The sequence below is a fragment of the Streptomyces sp. CRN 30 genome, from assembly GCF_034105845.1.
On record NZ_JAVRHI010000057.1, the window covers coordinates 1 to 17,920 of the forward strand.

A 17,920-nucleotide genomic window follows, 5' to 3' on the forward strand; every position below is an offset into this window, starting at 1 on the left:
CTCAGGCTTTCCTCCGGGCGCTTCCCTTCGGTCCTGCTTGTCTTGCTGTCTTGCGTTTCCGACTCTATCAGATCTTTCCGATCCGATTTCCTCGGTGCTTTCCAGGTTCTCGCTTTCGCGTTTCCCTTTCCGGCGGTTCCGACTCTATCAGATCCTTTCGGGCCTGATTCCCAGTCAGCGGGGTTTGTCTTTGCGGCTGTTGGGCCGTTCCGACGTCTCAAACCTTAGCGGACCCGCTCCCTGTTTCCAAAATCGGAGTTCGGAATTGAAATCGGGCATGCCGAAATCGTTCCCGGGGGAGGTCGTGCTGTGGTGTGAGGTGCCGCTACTGCGGCGGAAGTGCTTCCGCAAAACCGTTACGGCTCTGCGGCAACCCGAAGAACTCTACGGATCGGGCAGGGGGCTGTCAAGCGTCCCCTGTCAAGATCTTTAATCGAGGTCGGTGAGCCGGCCGCCGGCGTCCGGCTGCGCGTGCTCCACCCTGCGCAGCAGGCGGGTGAGCACCTCACCGAGGGCGGTCCGCTCCTCGGGGGAGAGGTCCTGGAGGAGGTCCTCCTCGAAGACCGAGGCGAGGCGCATGGCCTCCAGCCACTTCCCCCGGCCCTCGTCCGTCAGCTCGACGATGACGCGGACCCGGTTGGCCTCGTCCCGCTCCCGGGTGACAAGGCCCTCCGTGACCAGGCGGTCGATGCGGTGGGTCATCGCGGCGGGGGTCAGGCCGAGGCGCTTGGCGAGCTCGCCGGGGCCCAACCGGTACGGGGCGCCGGAGAGCACGAGTGCCTTCAGTACCTCGAAGTCGGTGTTGCTGATGCCCAGGTCGGAGGTCTGACGGCCGTACGCGACGTTCATGCGGCGGTTCAGGCGGGACAGCGCCGACACGATCTTCTCGACCTGCGGGTCGAGGTCCTGGAACTCGCGCTGGTAGGCGGCGATCTGTTCTTCGAGTGTCGGCTCTCCGGCAGCTGAGGTGTCGCCCATGGCCCGCAGTATGGCACGGCGGGGCTTTGCTTTGAAGTCCTTCGCTGTGTACTCTTTAGCTTCGAACTTTACTTTCGAAGTCTTCACTCCTAACTAGTGGAAGAGGTGAACGTGACCAGGGCGATGGGCGCCGCGATGCGCCGGATCCACGTGGGCAACGCACTCAGTGCGTTCGGGCTCGGCTTCACCGTCCCCTACCTGTACGTCTATGTGGCGCAGGTGCGGGGACTGGGTTCCGTGACGGCGGGTCTCGTACTCGCCGTCTTCGCCGTGGCCGCGCTGATCGTGCTGCCGTTCGCCGGGCGGGCCATCGTCCGGCGTGGTCCGCTGCCCGTACTGCTCGCCGCTCTCGTGCTGGCCGCGGTGGGGGCGCTGAGCCTCGGTGTGTCCGGGCAGGCCCCCACCGTGCTGGCGTCCGCGGCGGCGCTGGGGGCCGGGCAGGCCGTGATGCAGCCGGCGCTCGCGACGATGATCGTGGACTGCTCCACCTCGGAGACCCGGTCGCGCGCCTTCGCCCTGCAGTTCTTCCTGCAGAACCTCGGGCTCGGCGTCGGCGGGCTCATCGGCGGGCACCTGGTCGACACCTCCAGCCCCGCCTCCTTCACGCTGCTGTTCGCGATCGAGGCGGCGATGTTCCTGGTGCTGACCGCCGTGCTGGCCACGGTGCGGATGGAGCGGGCGCCGCGCACGGGCGAGGTGCCGGAGGAGCAGTCGACCCGGAACAGCTGGAAGCAGCTGCTGGGCAACCGTGCCATGGTGCAGCTGCTCGTCCTGGGGTTCGTGCTGTTCTTCGCCTGCTACGGCCAGTTCGAGTCGGGGCTGAGCGCGTACGGCGTGGAGGCCGCCGGGATCTCGACGTCCGCGCTCGGCACGGCGCTGGCGGCGAACACACTGATGATCGTGGTCGCGCAGTTCGCCGTGCTGCGGTTCGTGGAGCGGCGGAAGCGGTCGCGGGTCATCGCGTCCGTCGGGCTGATCTGGGCGGTGGCCTGGGCGATCGCCGGGTACGCCGGGCTCGGGCACGGCAGCCAGACGATGGCGACGGCCGCGTTCGTCTCGACGTACGCGCTCTTCGGGCTGGGCGAGTCGCTGCTGTCGCCGACGCTGGTGCCGCTGGTCGCGGATCTCGCGCCGAGCGGCATGGCGGGCCAGTACAACTCCGCGTTCGCCCTGGTGAAGCAGTTGGCGCTGGCCGTGGGGCCGGCGGTGGGCGGGCCGCTCGCGGCGGCGCTGCCCGGCCCGTACATCGTGGTGTTCCTGTTGTTCTCCCTGGGGATGACGGTGCTGGCGGTGCGGCTGGGCCGGCAGCTCACGGAGGTGCAGGACCGGCCGTGGCTGCTGCGCAGCCGGGTGGTCCGGCAGGGCGTGGCGCCCGCCGGCTCCACGACCGCCCCGGCCGAGGCCTAGGACCCGGGAGCGGGGCGTAGGACCCGAGAGCGGGGCCGTAGGACCCGGAACCGGGGCTCAGGGCCGGGGCAGGGCGAACTCGCACCAGACCGCCTTGCCCCCGCCGGGGGTGCGGCGGCTGCCCCAGCCGGAGGCGATGGTCGCGACGATGGCGATGCCCCGGCCGGACTCGTCGGCGGGCTCGGCCCGGCGGCGTCTGGGCAGGTGGTCGTCGCCGTCGGTGACCTCGATGATCAGGCGGCGGTCGGTGCGGCGCAGGCGCAGCCGCATGGGCGGGGTGCCGTGCTGGAGCGAGTTGGCGACGAGTTCGCTGGCGGCCAGGACGCCAAGGTCGTGCAGGTCGACGGGGAACCGCCAGCTGGTCAGCACGCCGGACGCGAAGGCACGCGCGCGTGGGGCGGCCTCGACGCCGCCGAGCAGTTCGAGGGCGGCGTTGCGGAAGAGATCGTTCTCGTGGCCGGTGCGGGCCGGGTGCTGGAGGACGAGGACGGCGACGTCGTCGTCGTGGTCGGCGGTGACGCCGGCCGAGCGGACCAGGCGGTCGCAGATCACCTGCGGGGTGCCGCGGGCGCCGGCCAGGGCGCGGCCGAGGGCGGCGATGCCCTCGTCGAGGTCCTCGTTGCGGCGTTCGACCAGGCCGTCGGTGTAGAGGACGGCGGTGGAGCCCGGGGCGAGCGGGACGGAGCCGGAGGAGTGCACCCAGCCGCCGGTGCCCAGCGGCGGGCCGGTCGGTTCGTCGGCGCGCCGGACGGTGCCCTTCTCGTCGCGGACCAGGATCGGCAGGTGCCCGGCGGAGGCGTACACCAGCCGGCCCTCATTGGGGTCGTGGACGGCGTAGACGCAGGTGGCGATCTGGTTGGCGTCGATCTCGGTGGCGAGGCCGTCGAGGAGCTGGAGGACCTCGTGCGGGGGCAGGTCGAGACGGGCGTAGGCCCTCACCGCCGTACGGAGCTGGCCCATGACGGCGGCGGCGCGGACCCCGCGGCCCATGACGTCGCCGATGACGAGGGCGGTGCGGCCGCCGCCGAGGGTGATCACGTCGTACCAGTCGCCGCCGACGGCGGCCTCGGTGCCGCCGGGGTGGTAGGTCGCGGCGATGCGGAGGTCGTCGGGCTCTTCGAGCTCCTGGGGGAGCAGGGAGCGCTGGAGGGTGACGGCCGTCTCGCGCTGGCGCCGTTCGCTGGCGCGCAGCCGCTCGGCGGCCTCGGCGTGGTCGGTGACGTCGGTGGCGAAGACGAGCACTCCGCCGTCGCCCTCGCGCACGGGGGTGCAGGTGAAGGTGTAGGAGCGGCCGTCGGGGGCCTTGCGGGACTTGAGGGTGCGGGGTCTGCCGCTGCGCTGGACCTGGTCGAGGAGGGGGAAGAGGCCCAGCTCGGCGAGTTCGGGGAGGGCCTCGCGCGCGCGTTCACCCGTAGGGCGTACGCCGAAGGCGGCCGTATAGGCGTCGTTGACGTAGGCGATGCGGTGGTCGGGGCCGTGGACGAGGGCGACGAGGGCCGGGACGCGGTCGAGTACGTCGCGGACGGGGAGGTCGTCCACGGCGGGTACGGGCGGTGCCTCTTCGGTCAGTTGCTCGACGCGGGCGGCGGGCACGGAGCTCTCTCCCCGCCGGTCCGGGGAGACCGTGGTGTCGGTCCGCGCTGCCGCGCGGCGCTGCGTTCCGGGGAGTCGGGCGCTCCAGCGCGTGAAGTTCACGAATCCTTGCCTCGTGTAGTCGTCGGCGGCCGGCACCGGAACCGGCCGGGCCCCCGGGGGCCGTGCGGGGCGAGCGGCGGCCCGCCCTTGGTGGTGTGGACCAGTCTGGCAGGGAGCCGAACGGGCCGACATCCGTCAGACGCCGGGCCGACCGGCGGAGTTCCTGGGTCCGGTCAGGACGACCCCTTCGGGTTGCCCGGGGGTTCTGGGGAAGCATTTCCCCCGGCCGCGAGTTCGAACTCCGCGCGGGGATGTTCCAGTGAGCCCAGCGACACGATCTCTCTTTTGAAGAGCCCCGCGAGGGTCCATTCGGCGAGCACGCGCGCCTTGCGGTTGACGGTGGGGACGCGGCTGAGGTGGTAGGCGCGGTGCAGCAGCCAGGCCGGGTAGCCCTTCAGCCGCCGTCCGTGGACCTGTGCGACGCCTCGGTGGAGGCCGAGCGAGGCGACCGCGCCGGCGTTCTCGCGCGCGTAGGTGTCGAGGGGTTCGCCGCGCAGGGAGTGGGCGATGTTGTCGCCGAGGACGCGGGCCTGGCGCAGGGCGTGCTGCGCGTTGGGGGCGCACAGGGCGCCCGGGGCGTCGGAGGTGGTGTCGGGGACGGCGGCGGCGTCTCCCGCGGCCCACGCGTGCGTGGTGCCCGCCACGGCCAGTTCGGCGGTGCAGACGAGCCGTCCGTGCGCGTCCCGCGGCAGGTCGGTGGCGGCGAGGAGCGGGTGCGGCCGGACGCCGGCCGTCCAGACGACCGTACGGGTGGGGAAGCGGGAGCCGTCGCTCAGTACGGCGACGCGGTCGGCGCAGGATTCGAGGCGGGTGCGCAGGCGTACGTCGATGTTGCGGCGGCGCAGTTCGGTGACCGTGTGGCGGCCCATCTCGGCGCCGACCTCGGGGAGGATGCGGTCGGCCGCCTCCACCAGGATCCATTTCATGTCCTCGGCCGGGACGTTGGGGTAGTAGCGCGTGGCGTAGCGGGCCATGTCCTCCAGTTCGCCGAGCGCCTCCACGCCCGCGTACCCGCCGCCGACGAAGACGAAGGTGAGGGCGGCGTCGCGGAGGGCGGGGTCGCGGGTGGAGGAGGCGATGTCGAGCTGCTCGATGACGTGGTTGCGCAGTCCGATGGCCTCTTCGATGTTCTTGAAGCCGATGCCGTGCTCGGCGAGGCCGGGGACGGGGAGGGTGCGGGAGACGGAGCCGGGCGCGAGGACGAGTTCGTCGTACGGCAGTGAGCGCGGCCCGGTGCCTTTCTCGGCGGTCGCGGAGGTGGTGACGGCGACGGTCCGGTGGGCGTGGTCGACCGATTCCGCCTCGCCCACGAGGACGCGGCACTCGCGCAGTACGCGGCGCAGGGGTACGACGACGTGGCGCGGGGAAATGGAACCGGCGGCCGCCTCGGGGAGGAACGGCTGGTAGGTCATGTACGGGTCGGGTGTGACGACGGTGATCTCGGCCTCGCCGCGCCGCAGTTCGCCTTTGAGCTTCCGTTGCAGGCGCAGGGCCGTGTACATCCCGACGTAGCCGCCGCCGACAACGAGAATGCGCGCACGTTCCTTCACCATCCCATGACGCACCCGGCGCTGGAGTTTGTCCACAGCCCCGGCAATTCGTATGACTGGAGAGCGGTGATGGACGGGGTTGGCCGAATTGTCGATGTAACCGGGAGCAACGCAGGTCAGCGTGGGTGGGCAGGGGGAGAACAAGGGTCCCATCGGGGGCGTTTCGGACCCGTACTCCGATCGGGGGGCGCTCCGTGCGGAACCTGCCCCTTCTGAATTGACTCCCACTCAACTATGTTCGTCTCGACGGAGTGTAGGGGGGATGCTCTTCGGGCTCGCGACGGGCGGCCCGGGAAGCGGGCCCGTACGGACACACTCCGGCTTCCGATGACGGGGAGAGTCTCCGGGGGGAGACGTCATTACCGGGGGATTGTCTATGCATGTTCAGGACTCTCATTGGCCTTCCGCTGTCGCATCAGGCGGCACGATGAGCGCGACGGGTGGCGGACGCGGCGACAGCGCGCGTACGGCACCGCTGCGCGTGGACGCACAGCGCAATCTGGAGCACGTGCTGCGTGCGGCACGTGAGGTGTTCGGCGAGCTGGGGTACGGCGCGCCGATGGAGGACGTGGCCCGCCGCGCGCGGGTCGGCGTCGGCACGGTCTACCGGCGGTTCCCCAGCAAGGACGTGCTGGTGCGCCGGATAGCCGAGGAGGAGACGACCCGGCTCACGGATCAGGCTCGGGCGGCGCTCGGGCAGGAGGACGAGCCGTGGTCGGCGCTCTCCCGTTTCCTGCGGACGTCGGTGGCGTCCGGTGCCGGGCGGCTGCTGCCGCCGCAGGTGCTGCGGGTGGGTGTGGCGGACGAGCACGCCGACGGCGAGCCGCGGGTGCCGCAGCAGCGGATACAGCCGGGCACCGGCGAACTGCGCCTGGTGCCCGAGCAGTCGGTGGACAGTACGGCCGTCCTGGAGGACGGCACGGGTGCGGCGGCGCTGCTGGAGGTCGTCGGCCGGCTCGTGGAGCGCGCGCGTGCTGCCGGTGAGCTGCGGCCGGACGTGTCGGTGTCGGACGTGCTGCTGGTGATAGCCACGGCTGCCCCGTCCCTCCCGGACGCGGCCCAGCAGGCGGCGGCCTCGGCCCGTCTCCTGGACATCCTGCTGGAGGGCCTGCGGTCGCGCCCCGCGTGACGTAGGGACGGAGGGCGGGCGCACACCACGCCCGCCCTCCCACGCGGGGAGTGATCTCTACCCCGTCCACGACGGCCGATCCGGGTTTCCGAGTGATTCCCACGGACGGGTGACGCTCCGCCGCGTCCGTTCCTGCGGATGGGCCACTGTGACACGCTGACCCGATGTTCGGACTGGTCGGGCGGGTGTCGGGGGCGTTCCGCGATGGACGGTGAGAGGCGGGGCGGCCCGCTGGGCGACGGTGCCGCGGAGACGGGCGCCGCACCCCAGGTACCCGGCCAGGGCGGCCCGACGGCCGTGCCCCGGCGAAATGTCCCCGCGCAGCGCCGAGCGCACGGGGACGGCTCCGACGCCGACCTGATCGCCCGGATGCGCGCGGGCGACGACACGGCCTACGAGGACCTGTTCCGCCGCCACGCGGACGCGGTGCGCCGCTATGCCCGCACCTGCTGCCGGGACGCCCACACCGCGGACGACCTGACCGCCGAGGTCTTCGCCGGCATGCTCCAGGCGGTCCGGGGCGGTTCGGGCCCCGACCACGCCGTACGCGCGTACCTGCTCACCAGCGTCCGGCGGGTCGCCGCCGGGTGGTCCCGCTCGGCGCGGCGCGAGCATTTGGTCGACGACTTCGCGGTGTTCGCCGCGCAGTCGGCCCGTCCGGCGCCGGGCGCGGACGACGACACGCTGGAGCTCGGCGCGGACGTACGGGCGATGCACGAGGCCGAGCAGTCGATGGCCATGCGGGCGTTCCGTTCGCTGCCCGAGCGGTGGCAGGCGGTGCTGTGGCACACCGAGGTCGAGGAGGAGTCGCCGAGCCAGGTCGCCACGTTGTTCGGGCTGGACGCCAACGGCACGCGCGTGCTGGCGAGCCGGGCGCGGGAGGGGCTGAAGCAGGCGTACCTCCAGGCGCACGTCAGTGAGGCGCTGGCGGGCGACGAGGAGTGCGCGCGGTACGCCGACCAGTTGGGCACGTACGCGCGCGGCCGGTTGCGCACCCGGGCCGAGCGCGGGCTGCGGGCACACCTGGAGGAGTGCGCCAGGTGCCGGCTGGCGGCCCTGCAGATCCAGGAGGTCGCCGGGGGCATCCCGGCGGTCGTGCCGGTGGCGGTCATCGGCTGGTTCGGCGCGGCGGGTTACGCCAAGGCGGCCGGGATCATCGGCGGAGCCTCGGCGGCCGGCGCCGCCGGGGCGGCGGCGAGCGGTTCCTCCACGGGAGCGGGCGCCGCGTCGGAGGGCCTGGGCACGCCGGTGAAGGCAGGCATCGCGGCGGGGGTGGCGGCGGCGGGCATCGCGGCGGTCGTACTGGCACTGGCGGGCGGCAAGGCACCGGAGGCCGGCAAGCCGGAAGCCGCCCCCACGGGATCGTCGGCGGTGGCGCAGCCGACGCCCGCGCCGTCGACGCCGGCCTCGTCGCGCCCGGCACCCGAACCCACACCGACACCGACACCGACACCGACACCGACACCTGCGAAGCCGACGCCCCCGTCCGATCGCCCGACGCGTACCCCCTCCCCCACCCCGCCCCCGCCGCCGAGCCGGACACCGACACCACCGCCCGCCACACCACCGCCCACCACACCACCGCCCGCCACACCGCCCCCCGCCCCGACCGTCTACCGGTGGAGCGAGCTGGCGTACGACGTCGCAGGTGACGGGAGCGAGCCGGAGATGCGGATCGGGGAGAGCAGTTGGGCGTGGCAGCGGGGCGGGACGAAGATCGCCGGGCGGTCGTACGCGCACGGGGTCACCGTCCACGGACGGTCCTCCGTCACGATCGACCTGAACCGCAGCTGTACGGCGTACGACGCGGTGGTCGGGGTCGACGACCTCACCATGAAGCTGGGAAAGGTACGGTTCTCCGTCCACGCGGACGGGGCTCGGCTCTGGAAGTCCCCGCCGCTACAGGGCGGGGACGCCCCGGTACCCGTCCATGTGGACATCACCGGGCGCGACACCGTCCGGCTGGTCGTCGACCCGGTGGGCCCCTTCGACGCGGTCGCGCTGGCGGACTGGGCGGAGTCGAGGTTCACCTGCTCGTAGCAGGTCTCGTCGCGCACCCCACCCCACCCGCACACGCGCCGCAGGCACGGGACCCGCTCACCCCCCGGAAGCCACCGCCCCCAGCTCCCCCCGCCGGCGCACGATCCCGCCGGGCACCGCCCGCGCCCGCGCGGGTGTGCCCGTCCAGCACGTCCCCCGACGGGCCAGCAGCCGCCCCAGCCACAGTTCCAGGGAGACGAGGTCCGCCAGGCCGTCCAGCGGCAGGGACTCGCCCGCCGCGGCCGCCCGTACCGCCTTCCGCACGACCCGCGCCTCCACCAGCCCGGCCTCCGCCAGCAACGGCCGGTCGAAGACCTCCATCAGCGAGTCCGCGGCCCCCCGCAGCCCCGCCCGAGCAGTCGCCGCCGCGACCCCCTGCGTCGGCGTGCCCCAGCCCCCCGGCACCTCCCGCACCCCGGCCTCCTCCAGCACGGTCCGCAGGATCGCCGCCCGCGCCCCCGGCCGCACGCGCAGCGCCTCCGGCAGCGCCCGGCACGCCCGTACGACCTGGTTGTCGAGGAACGGCGTGTGCAGCCGCTGCGAGCGGATCTCCGCGACCTGTTCAAGCACCCGCACCTCCGCCGCCTGCCGAGCCAGCGTCGCCCGCGCCCGGAAGTCCCCGGGCCGCTGCCCGGGACCGACCCCGGACCGCTGCGTCGCCGCCATCAGGCGAACCGATACTTCTGCGAGCGCCTCCCCGGTCAGCCACCGCGCGGCGGGCCCGGGTCTCCCCCAGCTCAGCGCCGCCAGCGAGGCCCCCACCGCCCCGTCGTCCTCCCAGGACTCCTCCGGCGCCCGCCCCCGCAGGCCGCGCAGCTGCTCCGCGAGCCCCTCAAGGCCCGCGCGGTACGGCGTACGGGACAGCCGCCGCGCGGCGGCGTACACCCGCGCGGGCACCATCACCGACCCGTCCGCCCTGGCCAGCGCGGCCACCGGCCGGACGAGGTGCCGCCGCCGCCGGTCCACCAGCAGGTCGGCCAGCCGGGCCGGATGCGCGTCGAGGACCTGCCGCGCCCCGTACCCGGTGAAGTGGTCCGCGCTGCCGGCCGACAGCCGCGCCCGGTGCCGCGCCGCCGAGACGAGCACCGCGCCGGGTTCGTCGGTCAGCGGCCCGTCCAGTTCGGCGTAGGGCAGTGACTCCTCGCGGCCGGCGACGACGACGTGGTGCAGCCGCGGGTTGGCGGCGACGGCCCCGGCCCGCTCCAGTTCGGCCTCGCGCCCGCCGACGGCGAGGTCGTTGAAGGTGACGGCGAGCAGCCGCTCGCCGGCTCCCGTGCCGTGACCGAGCACGGTCCCCGGCATCCCGGGCAGCCCGGCGGCGAGCAGCGCGAGCGTCGCGGAGGCCGGCCCGCCGGAGAGGTCCGCGCCGATCCCGGGCACGGGCCTCCCGCGCGCGGCGCGCCGCGCGGCCGGTCCCATGCCGGGTACGGGCCCGGGGTCTATGCCGTCGCCGGGCACGTGCCGCGGCGCGGCGAGCCGGGTGCGTACGGCCTCGACGAGCGCGTCCCGTACGCCGTCCACCGCGCTGTCGGGGTCGGCGGGCGGCGCGGCGACGGCGAGCGAGGCGACGGGCTCGTACCCGGCGATCTCGCGTGCCCCGGCGCGCAGGATCAGCGCGTGCCCCGGCGGCACCCGCTTCACCCCGTCGTACGGGGTGGAGTCGTCCAGCGCGGCCGGCACGTCGGGGGCGGCGAGCAGCGCGGCGAGGTAGGGGAAGTCGAGGTTGGCCTCGACGAGGTCGGCCAGCGGCAGCGCGGCGGTGGCGTAGGCGGTGCCGGCGGCCCAGGGGGTGTGGAAGACGGGGCGCGCCCCCGCGAGGTCGCCGCAGACGGTGATCCGGCGGCCGACCTGGACGACGGCGGTGTAACTGCCGGGCCAGGCGGTCAGATGGCGCAGCGCGCCCCCGCGCGCTGCGAACAACGCGACCCTCAACTGCTCGTCGGACGCGCCGCACAGCCCGAGGACGGCGATCCGGGTCTCGGCGTCGGCGCTGACGACGCGCACCTCGTCGGGGCGCCAGTCGCCGACCGCCCAGAGCGGATCGGGGTCGCCCCACAGGAGATGGGAGCCCACCGGGTGCACGGTCTCGCCGTCGTACCCGGTGGCTCCGGCGGTCGCCCCGCCTCCGAGGGCACCCGCGTTCCCCGCGGCGGCGCTGCTCCACCCCACCAACCACCGCATCGACGCCTCCACAGCCTGTGGACAACCAGTGCAAGGTATGAACTGGTCCCCATGCTGCCATGAAGGGAGCGCGCCGGAGGGGCGGCGGAGCCGCTTGTGCTCCTGTTCATGCGCCCCCGCCGAGCTGCGCGCGAGGTTCCCGGCGCCTGCCGCCCGGACGACGGGCGGCTGCCCCGGTCGACCGGCGTCCGCCGCGCGGACGGGCGGCGTCCGCCTCGTCCCGGTGGATCTCCGATGCGACTGCGACGCTCCCGCGACGCGAATGCGCCCCCGCTTCACGCCCCAACAACACCTGATGCGCCCTCAAGTGCCGTGGTGAGAGGGGTAGTACGCGAATACGACCGGGAACTGTTTTCGGCCAAATCGCAAACCTGCCGTCGCGTTCGAACACGCTCCGTACAGGGCCCGCGCACCACCCGATCGCGTACGGTCCGGGAGGCGGGGCACGCCCCCCGGACCGGTCCGCCGCCCGCGGGGATATGAGGCGGCGGTGTCCCCCAGCCCGCTGGATCCAGTACAGCGGGCCGACCCACGCAAGACTCATGGAACCGCTCCCGAGGTGGCCGGAGAAGAGCGCACGGACGGGCGCACGGCCACACATCGGGAGCACACGGCAACAGTCCGTACAGACTCCGCACTTCAGTACGGACCACAATCCCGCCATCCGGAACAATGCCTCTTAACGCTTGGGATGCGGCGAACTACGCTGGGTTTACGAATGCCGCGTGGTTATGCCAGCGCGGCAGCCGTCTGTGTCGAGGGGTGGCGCATGTCCAGGGAGCAACGCGGGCCGAACGAAAAGCTCGGCGCGGTTCTCGCCCTCGCGGGAATCAGCAACGCAGGACTCGCGCGACGCGTCAACGACCTCGGCGCGCAACGCGGGTTGACTCTTCGCTACGACAAGACGTCGGTGGCGCGCTGGGTGTCCAAGGGCATGGTGCCGCAGGGCGCCGCGCCGCACCTCATCGCCGCCGCCATCGGCCAGAAGCTGGGCCGCCCGGTGCCGCTCCACGAGATCGGCCTGGCGGACGCGGACCCCGCACCGGAGGTGGGTCTCGCCTTCCCGCGCGACGTCGGCCAGGCGGTCAGGACGGCGACCGAGCTGTACCGGCTGGACCTCGCCGGCCGCCGGGCCGGCTCGGGCGGCATCTGGCAGTCGCTCGCCGGTTCGTTCGCAGTCAGCGCATACGCAACGCCCGCCTCGCGCTGGCTGATAACCCCGGCGGACAGTTCCGTGGCACGTGACGCGAGCCCCGCCGAAGGTACCGGCGCGCCGCTCAAAGTCGGCCACAGCGACGTGCGGAAGCTGCGGGAGGCCGCGGAGGACGCCCGCCGCTGGGACTCCAAGTACGGCGGCGGCGACTGGCGTTCCTCCATGGTCCCGGAGTGTCTGCGCGTCGAGGCCGCTCCCCTCCTCCTCGGCTCGTACTCCGACGAGGTGGGCCGCGCCCTGTTCGGCGCCTCGGCCGAACTGACCCGGCTGGCCGGGTGGATGGCGTTCGACACGGGCCAGCAGGAGGCCGCGCAGCGCTACTACATCCAGGCCCTGCGCCTGGCCCGCGCGGCGGCCGACGTCCCCCTCGGCGGCTATGTCCTGGCATCGATGTCGCTCCAGGCCACCTACCGCGGCTTCGGCGACGAGGGCGTGGACCTCGCGCAGGCGGCCCTGGAGCGCAACCGCGGCCTGGCGACGGCCCGCACCATGAGCTTCTTCCGGCTGGTGGAGGCGAGGGCGCACGCGCGCGCGAGTGACGCCCACGCGGCCGGCGGCGCGCTGAAGGCGGCCGAGAGCTGGCTGGAGCGCGCCCGCCCCGGCGACAACGACCCGAACTGGCTCGGCTTCTACTCCTACGACCGCTTCGCCGCCGACGCCGCCGAGTGCTACCGGGATCTGAAGGCGCCCCGCCAGGTCCGCCGCTTCACCGAGCAGGCGCTCTCCAAACCCACGGAGGAGTTCGTCCGCAGCCACGGCCTGCGCCTGGTGGTCTCGGCCGTCGCGGAGCTGGAGTCGGGCAACCTGGACGCCGCCTGCGAGCAGGGCGTGCGCGCGGTCGAGGTCGCCGGACGGATCTCCTCCGCCCGCACCACGGAGTACGTCAAGGACCTCCTGCACCGGCTGGAGCCCTACGGCGACGAACCGCGCGTGGCCGAGCTGCGCGAGCGCGCCCGCCCCCTGCTGATGGCTCCCGCCTGACGGCACTGATGGCTCCCGCCTGACGGCACGGGCGACGCACGGGTTCCGTTTCCCGGGTTTGAGGGCGTTGTCAGTGGCGCAAGGCACTATCGGACCCGGGAGGTGGAGCAGGTGCGGCCAGGAGGATCGTTCGCGTACGACTGCGACGTGCTGGTGATCGGCGGCGGGATCGTCGGCCTGTCGACGGCGTACGCCATCACGCGCGCCGCGCCCGGCACCCGGGTCACCGTGCTGGAGAAGGAACCGGGCCCGGCCCGCCACCAGACCGGACGCAACAGCGGCGTGATCCACAGCGGCGTCTACTACCGTCCGGGCTCGCTGAAGGCGCGGTTCGCGGTGCGCGGCGCCGCCGAGATGGTGAAGTTCTGCGCGGAGTACGGCATCGCGCACGCCGTCACCGGCAAGCTGATCGTCGCCACGGACCGCGCGGAGCTGCCCCGCCTGCACGCCCTCGTCCAGCGCGGCCGGGAGAACGGCATACCGGTCCGGGAGCTGGGCGCGGCCCAGATCGCCGAGTACGAGCCGCAGGTCAAGGGCGCGGCCGCGATACACGTCGCCACCACCGGCGTCTGCGACTACGTGGCCGTCGCCCGGCAGCTCGCCGAGGCCTCAGGGGCGGAGATCCGCTACGGCGCGCAGGTGCTGCGCGTCGACCGCCGCCCGGAGCTCGGCGTCGCGGTCCGTACCCGCTCCGGAGACGTCGTCCGCGGCAGGGTCCTGGTCAACTGCGCGGGGCTGCACTGCGACGCGGTCGCCCGGCTCACCGGCGACGACCCGGGGATGCGGATCGTGCCGTTCCGCGGCGAGTACTACGAGCTGGCCCGCCCGGAGCTGGTGCGCGGGCTGGTCTACCCCGTGCCCGACCCGGCGTTCCCGTTCCTCGGCGTGCACCTCACGCGCGGCGTCGACGGCAGCGTCCACATCGGCCCGAACGCGGTGCCGGCCCTGGCCCGCGAGGGGTACGGCCGGCTGACGGTACGCCCGCGTGAGCTGGGTTCGACCCTCGCCTGGCCCGGCTCCTGGCACCTGGCCCGCCGGCACTGGCGGTACGGCGCGGGCGAGCTGCGCCGGTCGCTGTCCGGAGCGGCGTTCGCGGCGGCGGTGCGCAGGCTGCTGCCCGCGGTGACGGAGGACGACCTGGTGCCGGCGCGGGCCGGGGTGCGGGCGCAGGCCGTACTGGCGGACGGGACCCTGGTGGACGACTTCCTGATCCGGGAGACGCCCCGCGCGGTGCACGTGCTGAACGCGCCGTCGCCGGCGGCCACCGCGTCCCTCCCCATCGGCCGCGAGGTGGCCCACCGCGCCCTGACAGCGCTGGGCGACGCCCCGTAAAATCGATTCCACTGTGTCTGATTCGCACCCCGCCCCCGCAGCTCCCCAGGGCCCCCGCCGCAAGGGTGAGCCCCGTTTCCCGGACGGTCCCCGGGCCGATCCCGCCGGGTCCCACTTCGAGCGGCGCATCCGCAGCTTCCAGCCGCGCCGGAGCCGGGTCACCGCCGGACAGGCCGACGCCCTGCAACGGCTGTGGCCCCTGTGGGGCCTGGACATCGACGGCAAGGAGGTCCTCGACCTCCCCGCGCTGTTCGGCGACGACCGGCCGGTGGTCCTGGAGATCGGCTTCGGCATGGGCGAGGCCACCGCCGAGATGGCCGCCGCCGACCCGGAGACCAACCTCCTCGCCGTCGACGTGCACACCCCCGGCCAGGGCCACCTGCTGGCGCTCGCCGAACGCGCGGGCCTGGGCAACGTCCGCGTGGGCAACGGCGACGCGATCATCCTGCTGCGCGAGATGCTCACCCCCGACTCCCTGTCCGGGCTGCGCGTCTACTTCCCCGATCCCTGGCCCAAGGCACGCCACCACAAGCGCCGCCTGATCCAGCCGGAGTTCCTGGACCTGGCCGCGACCCGTCTGGCACCCGGCGCGGTGGTGCACTGCGCCACCGACTGGGAGCCGTACGCGGAGCAGATGCTCCAGGTCCTCACCGCGCACCCGGCGTTCGAGAACACACGGCCCGACGGCGGTTTCGCGCCCCGTCCCGCCCACCGCCCGCGGACCCGTTTCGAGGGCCAGGGACTGGACAAGGGACATGTGGTGAACGACCTGCTCTTCCGCCGCGTACCGCACCGGGTGAGGCACCGGCCTCAGCACCAGGACCAGCCCCCCACCGGCGCCTGAAGCCCGGGAGGCGCCCCCGTCTCGTCAGGATCGATGCCGTGGCCACCAGTTCCCCGTATCCGACGCCCGCCGGTGGGCCGCCCGGTGCCGCGCTCCGCGTCCCGCGCCGGCACTGGTGGCAGCGCCGCTGGGTGCGGTACGGCGCTTTGATCACCCTGCTCGCCCTCTCCGGTCTGGTCATCCTGGCCCTGGTGCGCGAGCAGACCGGCACGGAGGGCTTCCTGGTCGGTCTCGGTCTCGCGGTCCTGCCGGTGCCGCTGCTCCTGGCGGCGTTCCGCTGGCTGGACCGGGTGGCGCCCGGACCCTGGGGCCACCTGGTGTTCTCGTTCGCCTGGGGGGCCTGCGCGGCGGCGCTGATAGCCATCGTCGCCAACAGTTTCGCGACCCGCTGGATAGCGACGGCCACCGCGGACCCGGCGGGCGCGGACACCCTGGGCGCCACGGTGATAGCGCCGGTGGTGGAGGAGTCCGCGAAGGCCGCCGCGGTCCTGCTGGTCTTCCTCTTCCGGCGGCGGCACTTCACCGGGCTCCTCGACGGCGTGGTCATAGCCGGGGTCACCGCCACCGGCTTCGCGTTCACCGAGAACATCCTCTACCTCGGCACCGCCTTCGGCACCGACCAGATCACCGGCGGCCGGGGCATCGCCTCCGTCACCGCGGCGACGTTCTTCGTGCGCATCGTGATGTCGCCGTTCGCGCATCCGCTCTTCACGGTCCTCACCGGCCTCGGCTTCGGTCTCGCCGTGCTCGGCGGGGCCGGCCGGCGCGTCCGCCGCGTGCTGCTGCCCTTCGCCGGTCTGCTGCTGGCGATGGGCACGCACGCGCTGTGGAACGGTTCGTCGGCCTTCGGCGAGTACGGCTTCTTCGCGGTGTACGCGGTGTTCATGGTGCCGGTGTTCGGCCTGCTGACCTGGCTCGCGGTGTGGACCAGGCAGCGCGAGCTGGTCACCGTACGGACCGAGCTGCCCGTCTACGCGGTGGCGGGGTGGCTGACGCCGGCCGAGCCGTACGCGCTCGGCTCGATGCGGGCGCGGCGCGTCGCCCGGGACCACGCCCGCCGGTACGCCGGGAAGGAGGCGGCGCGGGCGGTGGCGGAGTACGAGGCGTACGCGACGTCGCTGGCGTTGCTGCGGCACCGGGCCCGGGGCGGCCGGGTGGGCGCCGACTTCGCCGTACGGGAGCGGGAGCTGCTGGAGCGGCTGTGGAGCCGGCGCGAGGTGGCGCGTCCGGCGCTGGACCACGCGGCGCGGGCCACGGCTCCGCCGGTTCCGGTGACGGTCCCGCCCTGGCCGGTGTACGGCGTGTACGGGCAGCCGGCCGCGCCGCCCGCGGCGTACCGCCCGCCGCCGTACGTGCCCCAGCCGTATGTGCCCCAGCCGTACGCCTGCAACCCGTACCGGCCGTGAACCGCCACGGACCGCGACGACCGCGGGACGGCGACGGCCCGCCGAACCGGCAGCCCTGACGTCGGGGGGTCGTCGCCAGGACCGCCGGGGTTCTCGGGGCGGGACGGTCCTACGGGTTGAGGCCCTTGCTCTGCAGCCAGGCCATCGGGTCGATGCCGGAGGCCGCGCCGTCGGGGTGGACCTCCAGGTGGAGGTGGGCGCCGGTGACGTTGCCGGTGGCGCCGACGCGGCCGATGACGTCGCCGGTGTTGACCTGCTGGCCGACGCTGACGCTGATCGAGGACTGGTGGCAGAACCACAGCTCGGTGCCGTCGTCGAGGGTGAGGATCGTGCGGTAGCCGTAGGAGCCGGCCCAGCCCGCCTCGGTGATCGTCCCGGTGTGGACGGCCTTGATGAGGGTGCCGGTGGGGGCGGCGAAGTCGAGTCCGGTGTGGTAGCCGGAGGACCAGTACGCGCCGGCCTGCCCGAAGGTCGAGGAGATCGTGTACGAGGAGGTCGGCAGGGCGTACTGCGCGGCGAGCTTGGCGAGCCGCTCGGCCTCGGCCTTCTTCGCGGCCTCCTCCTCCGCCTTCTTCTTGGCGGCGGCGGCCTTGGCCTCGGCCTTCTTCTCCGCCTCGGCGGCGGCTTCGGCGGCCTTCTTCTCGGCGGCCGCGGCGGCCTCCTCGGCGGCCTTGGTGTCGACCTGGTCCTGCTGCTGCTCGGCCTGCGCCATGATCCGCCCGACCAGTGCCTGGCCGGCGTCCGCGCTCTCCTCACCGCTGTCGGAGGCGACGGCGCCGACGGCGGCGATGGAGCTGAGCGGGGCGACGGCGGTGTCGTCGGCGGCCGCCTCGTCGTCGTCCGAGATGAGCGAGCCGACGTTCGGCAGGTCGGGCATGGATATCGAGACCGGCGGCTTGCCGGTCTGCGCGCTGGCCATGCCGCCGGCGCCGACGGCGGCTATGACACCGACGCCGAGGACGGTGGAGCTGCGGGCGAGTCCGCCGCGCTGCTTGGCGACGCGGTGCTTGCCGCGCACGGGCCGGATGGACTCGGCGGTGGGGTTCCACTCCTCGAAGGGACCCTCGTCGGGGCGGTAGCCGCCGTAGCCGAAGGTGTCGCCCTCGTGCTGGGCCGGCAGGAACGGGGCCTCGGGGGCAGGCCGGTTGGACGCCACGTGGGCGT

Annotated in this window: 12 protein-coding genes; 7 read left to right on the forward strand and 5 right to left on the reverse strand. The window is 73.7% G+C overall.

The features are described from left to right. Positions 1-429: 429 nt before the first annotated feature. A complete protein-coding gene (locus UW392_RS05495) occupies positions 430-978 on the reverse strand; it encodes a MarR family transcriptional regulator (protein WP_320773721.1) in 549 nt (182 codons plus the stop codon). 123 nt (positions 979-1,101) lie between these two features. On the opposite strand from UW392_RS05495, the gene UW392_RS05500 reads away from it, so the two are divergent. Beyond that, positions 1,102-2,385: an MFS transporter gene (locus UW392_RS05500; protein WP_320773752.1), complete on the forward strand. Its 1,284-nt coding sequence runs from the start codon at positions 1,102-1,104 to the stop codon at positions 2,383-2,385. Positions 2,386-2,442: 57 nt separating this feature from the next. On the opposite strand, the gene UW392_RS05505 is transcribed toward UW392_RS05500, so the two are convergent. Together UW392_RS05505 and UW392_RS05510 are read right to left on the reverse strand one after the other, a co-directional pair. Further along, the gene (locus UW392_RS05505; protein ID WP_320773722.1) at positions 2,443-4,080 is read right to left on the reverse strand and encodes a SpoIIE family protein phosphatase; all 1,638 of its coding nucleotides are present in this window, start codon (positions 4,078-4,080) and stop codon (positions 2,443-2,445) included. A gap of 173 nt (positions 4,081-4,253) precedes the next feature. Further along, entirely contained in the window at positions 4,254-5,633 is a 1,380-nt protein-coding gene (locus tag UW392_RS05510; RefSeq protein ID WP_320773723.1) for an NAD(P)/FAD-dependent oxidoreductase, read from the reverse strand. Positions 5,634-6,006: 373 nt separating this feature from the next. Between UW392_RS05510 and UW392_RS05515 the strand changes: the two genes are divergently transcribed. Both UW392_RS05515 and UW392_RS05520 read left to right on the forward strand, forming a co-directional pair. After that, positions 6,007-6,759, forward strand: a complete 753-nt coding sequence (locus UW392_RS05515) for a helix-turn-helix domain-containing protein (RefSeq protein WP_320773724.1) — start codon at positions 6,007-6,009, stop codon at positions 6,757-6,759. Between the two features lie 204 nt (positions 6,760-6,963). Next, entirely contained in the window at positions 6,964-8,799 is a 1,836-nt protein-coding gene (locus tag UW392_RS05520) for a sigma-70 family RNA polymerase sigma factor (protein ID WP_320773725.1), read from the forward strand. 57 nt (positions 8,800-8,856) lie between these two features. Here UW392_RS05520 and UW392_RS05525 read toward each other — a convergent pair whose 3' ends face one another. Then, positions 8,857-10,980, reverse strand: coding sequence for an asparagine synthase-related protein (locus UW392_RS05525; RefSeq protein WP_320773726.1), 2,124 nt, complete (start codon positions 10,978-10,980; stop codon positions 8,857-8,859). A 769-nt stretch (positions 10,981-11,749) separates the two neighbouring features. Here UW392_RS05525 and UW392_RS05530 point away from each other — a divergent pair. The 4 genes from UW392_RS05530 (at position 11,750) to UW392_RS05545 (ending at position 16,756) form a co-directional block, all read left to right on the forward strand. Next, complete coding sequence (locus tag UW392_RS05530; RefSeq protein ID WP_320773727.1) at positions 11,750-13,174, forward strand: MFS transporter; 1,425 nt, start codon at positions 11,750-11,752, stop codon at positions 13,172-13,174. Positions 13,175-13,276: 102 nt separating this feature from the next. Further along, the gene (gene lhgO / locus UW392_RS05535; RefSeq protein ID WP_414495615.1) at positions 13,277-14,506 is read left to right on the forward strand and encodes an L-2-hydroxyglutarate oxidase; all 1,230 of its coding nucleotides are present in this window, start codon (positions 13,277-13,279) and stop codon (positions 14,504-14,506) included. Between the two features lie 13 nt (positions 14,507-14,519). Continuing rightward, positions 14,520-15,350 (forward strand): tRNA (guanosine(46)-N7)-methyltransferase TrmB, encoded by an 831-nt coding sequence (gene trmB / locus UW392_RS05540; protein WP_414495617.1) that lies wholly within the window; start codon positions 14,520-14,522, stop codon positions 15,348-15,350. A gap of 38 nt (positions 15,351-15,388) precedes the next feature. Continuing rightward, positions 15,389-16,756, forward strand: coding sequence for a PrsW family intramembrane metalloprotease (locus UW392_RS05545; RefSeq protein WP_320773729.1), 1,368 nt, complete (start codon positions 15,389-15,391; stop codon positions 16,754-16,756). Positions 16,757-16,865: 109 nt separating this feature from the next. On the opposite strand, the gene UW392_RS05550 is transcribed toward UW392_RS05545, so the two are convergent. After that, the gene (locus UW392_RS05550) at positions 16,866-17,912 is read right to left on the reverse strand and encodes a M23 family metallopeptidase (RefSeq protein WP_320773730.1); all 1,047 of its coding nucleotides are present in this window, start codon (positions 17,910-17,912) and stop codon (positions 16,866-16,868) included. Between the last annotated feature and the right edge of the window lie 8 nt (positions 17,913-17,920).

Coding starts and splice junctions, on each gene's coding strand:
- UW392_RS05495 (WP_320773721.1), bottom strand. CDS start 978: ATGGGCGACACCTCAGCTGCCGGAGAGCCGACACTCGAAGAACAGATC.
- UW392_RS05500 (WP_320773752.1), top strand. CDS start 1,102: ATGGGCGCCGCGATGCGCCGGATCCACGTGGGCAACGCACTCAGTGCG.
- UW392_RS05510 (WP_320773723.1), bottom strand. CDS start 5,633: ATGGTGAAGGAACGTGCGCGCATTCTCGTTGTCGGCGGCGGCTACGTC.
- UW392_RS05515 (WP_320773724.1), top strand. CDS start 6,007: ATGCATGTTCAGGACTCTCATTGGCCTTCCGCTGTCGCATCAGGCGGC.
- UW392_RS05520 (WP_320773725.1), top strand. CDS start 6,964: ATGGACGGTGAGAGGCGGGGCGGCCCGCTGGGCGACGGTGCCGCGGAG.
- UW392_RS05525 (WP_320773726.1), bottom strand. CDS start 10,980: ATGCGGTGGTTGGTGGGGTGGAGCAGCGCCGCCGCGGGGAACGCGGGT.
- UW392_RS05530 (WP_320773727.1), top strand. CDS start 11,750: ATGTCCAGGGAGCAACGCGGGCCGAACGAAAAGCTCGGCGCGGTTCTC.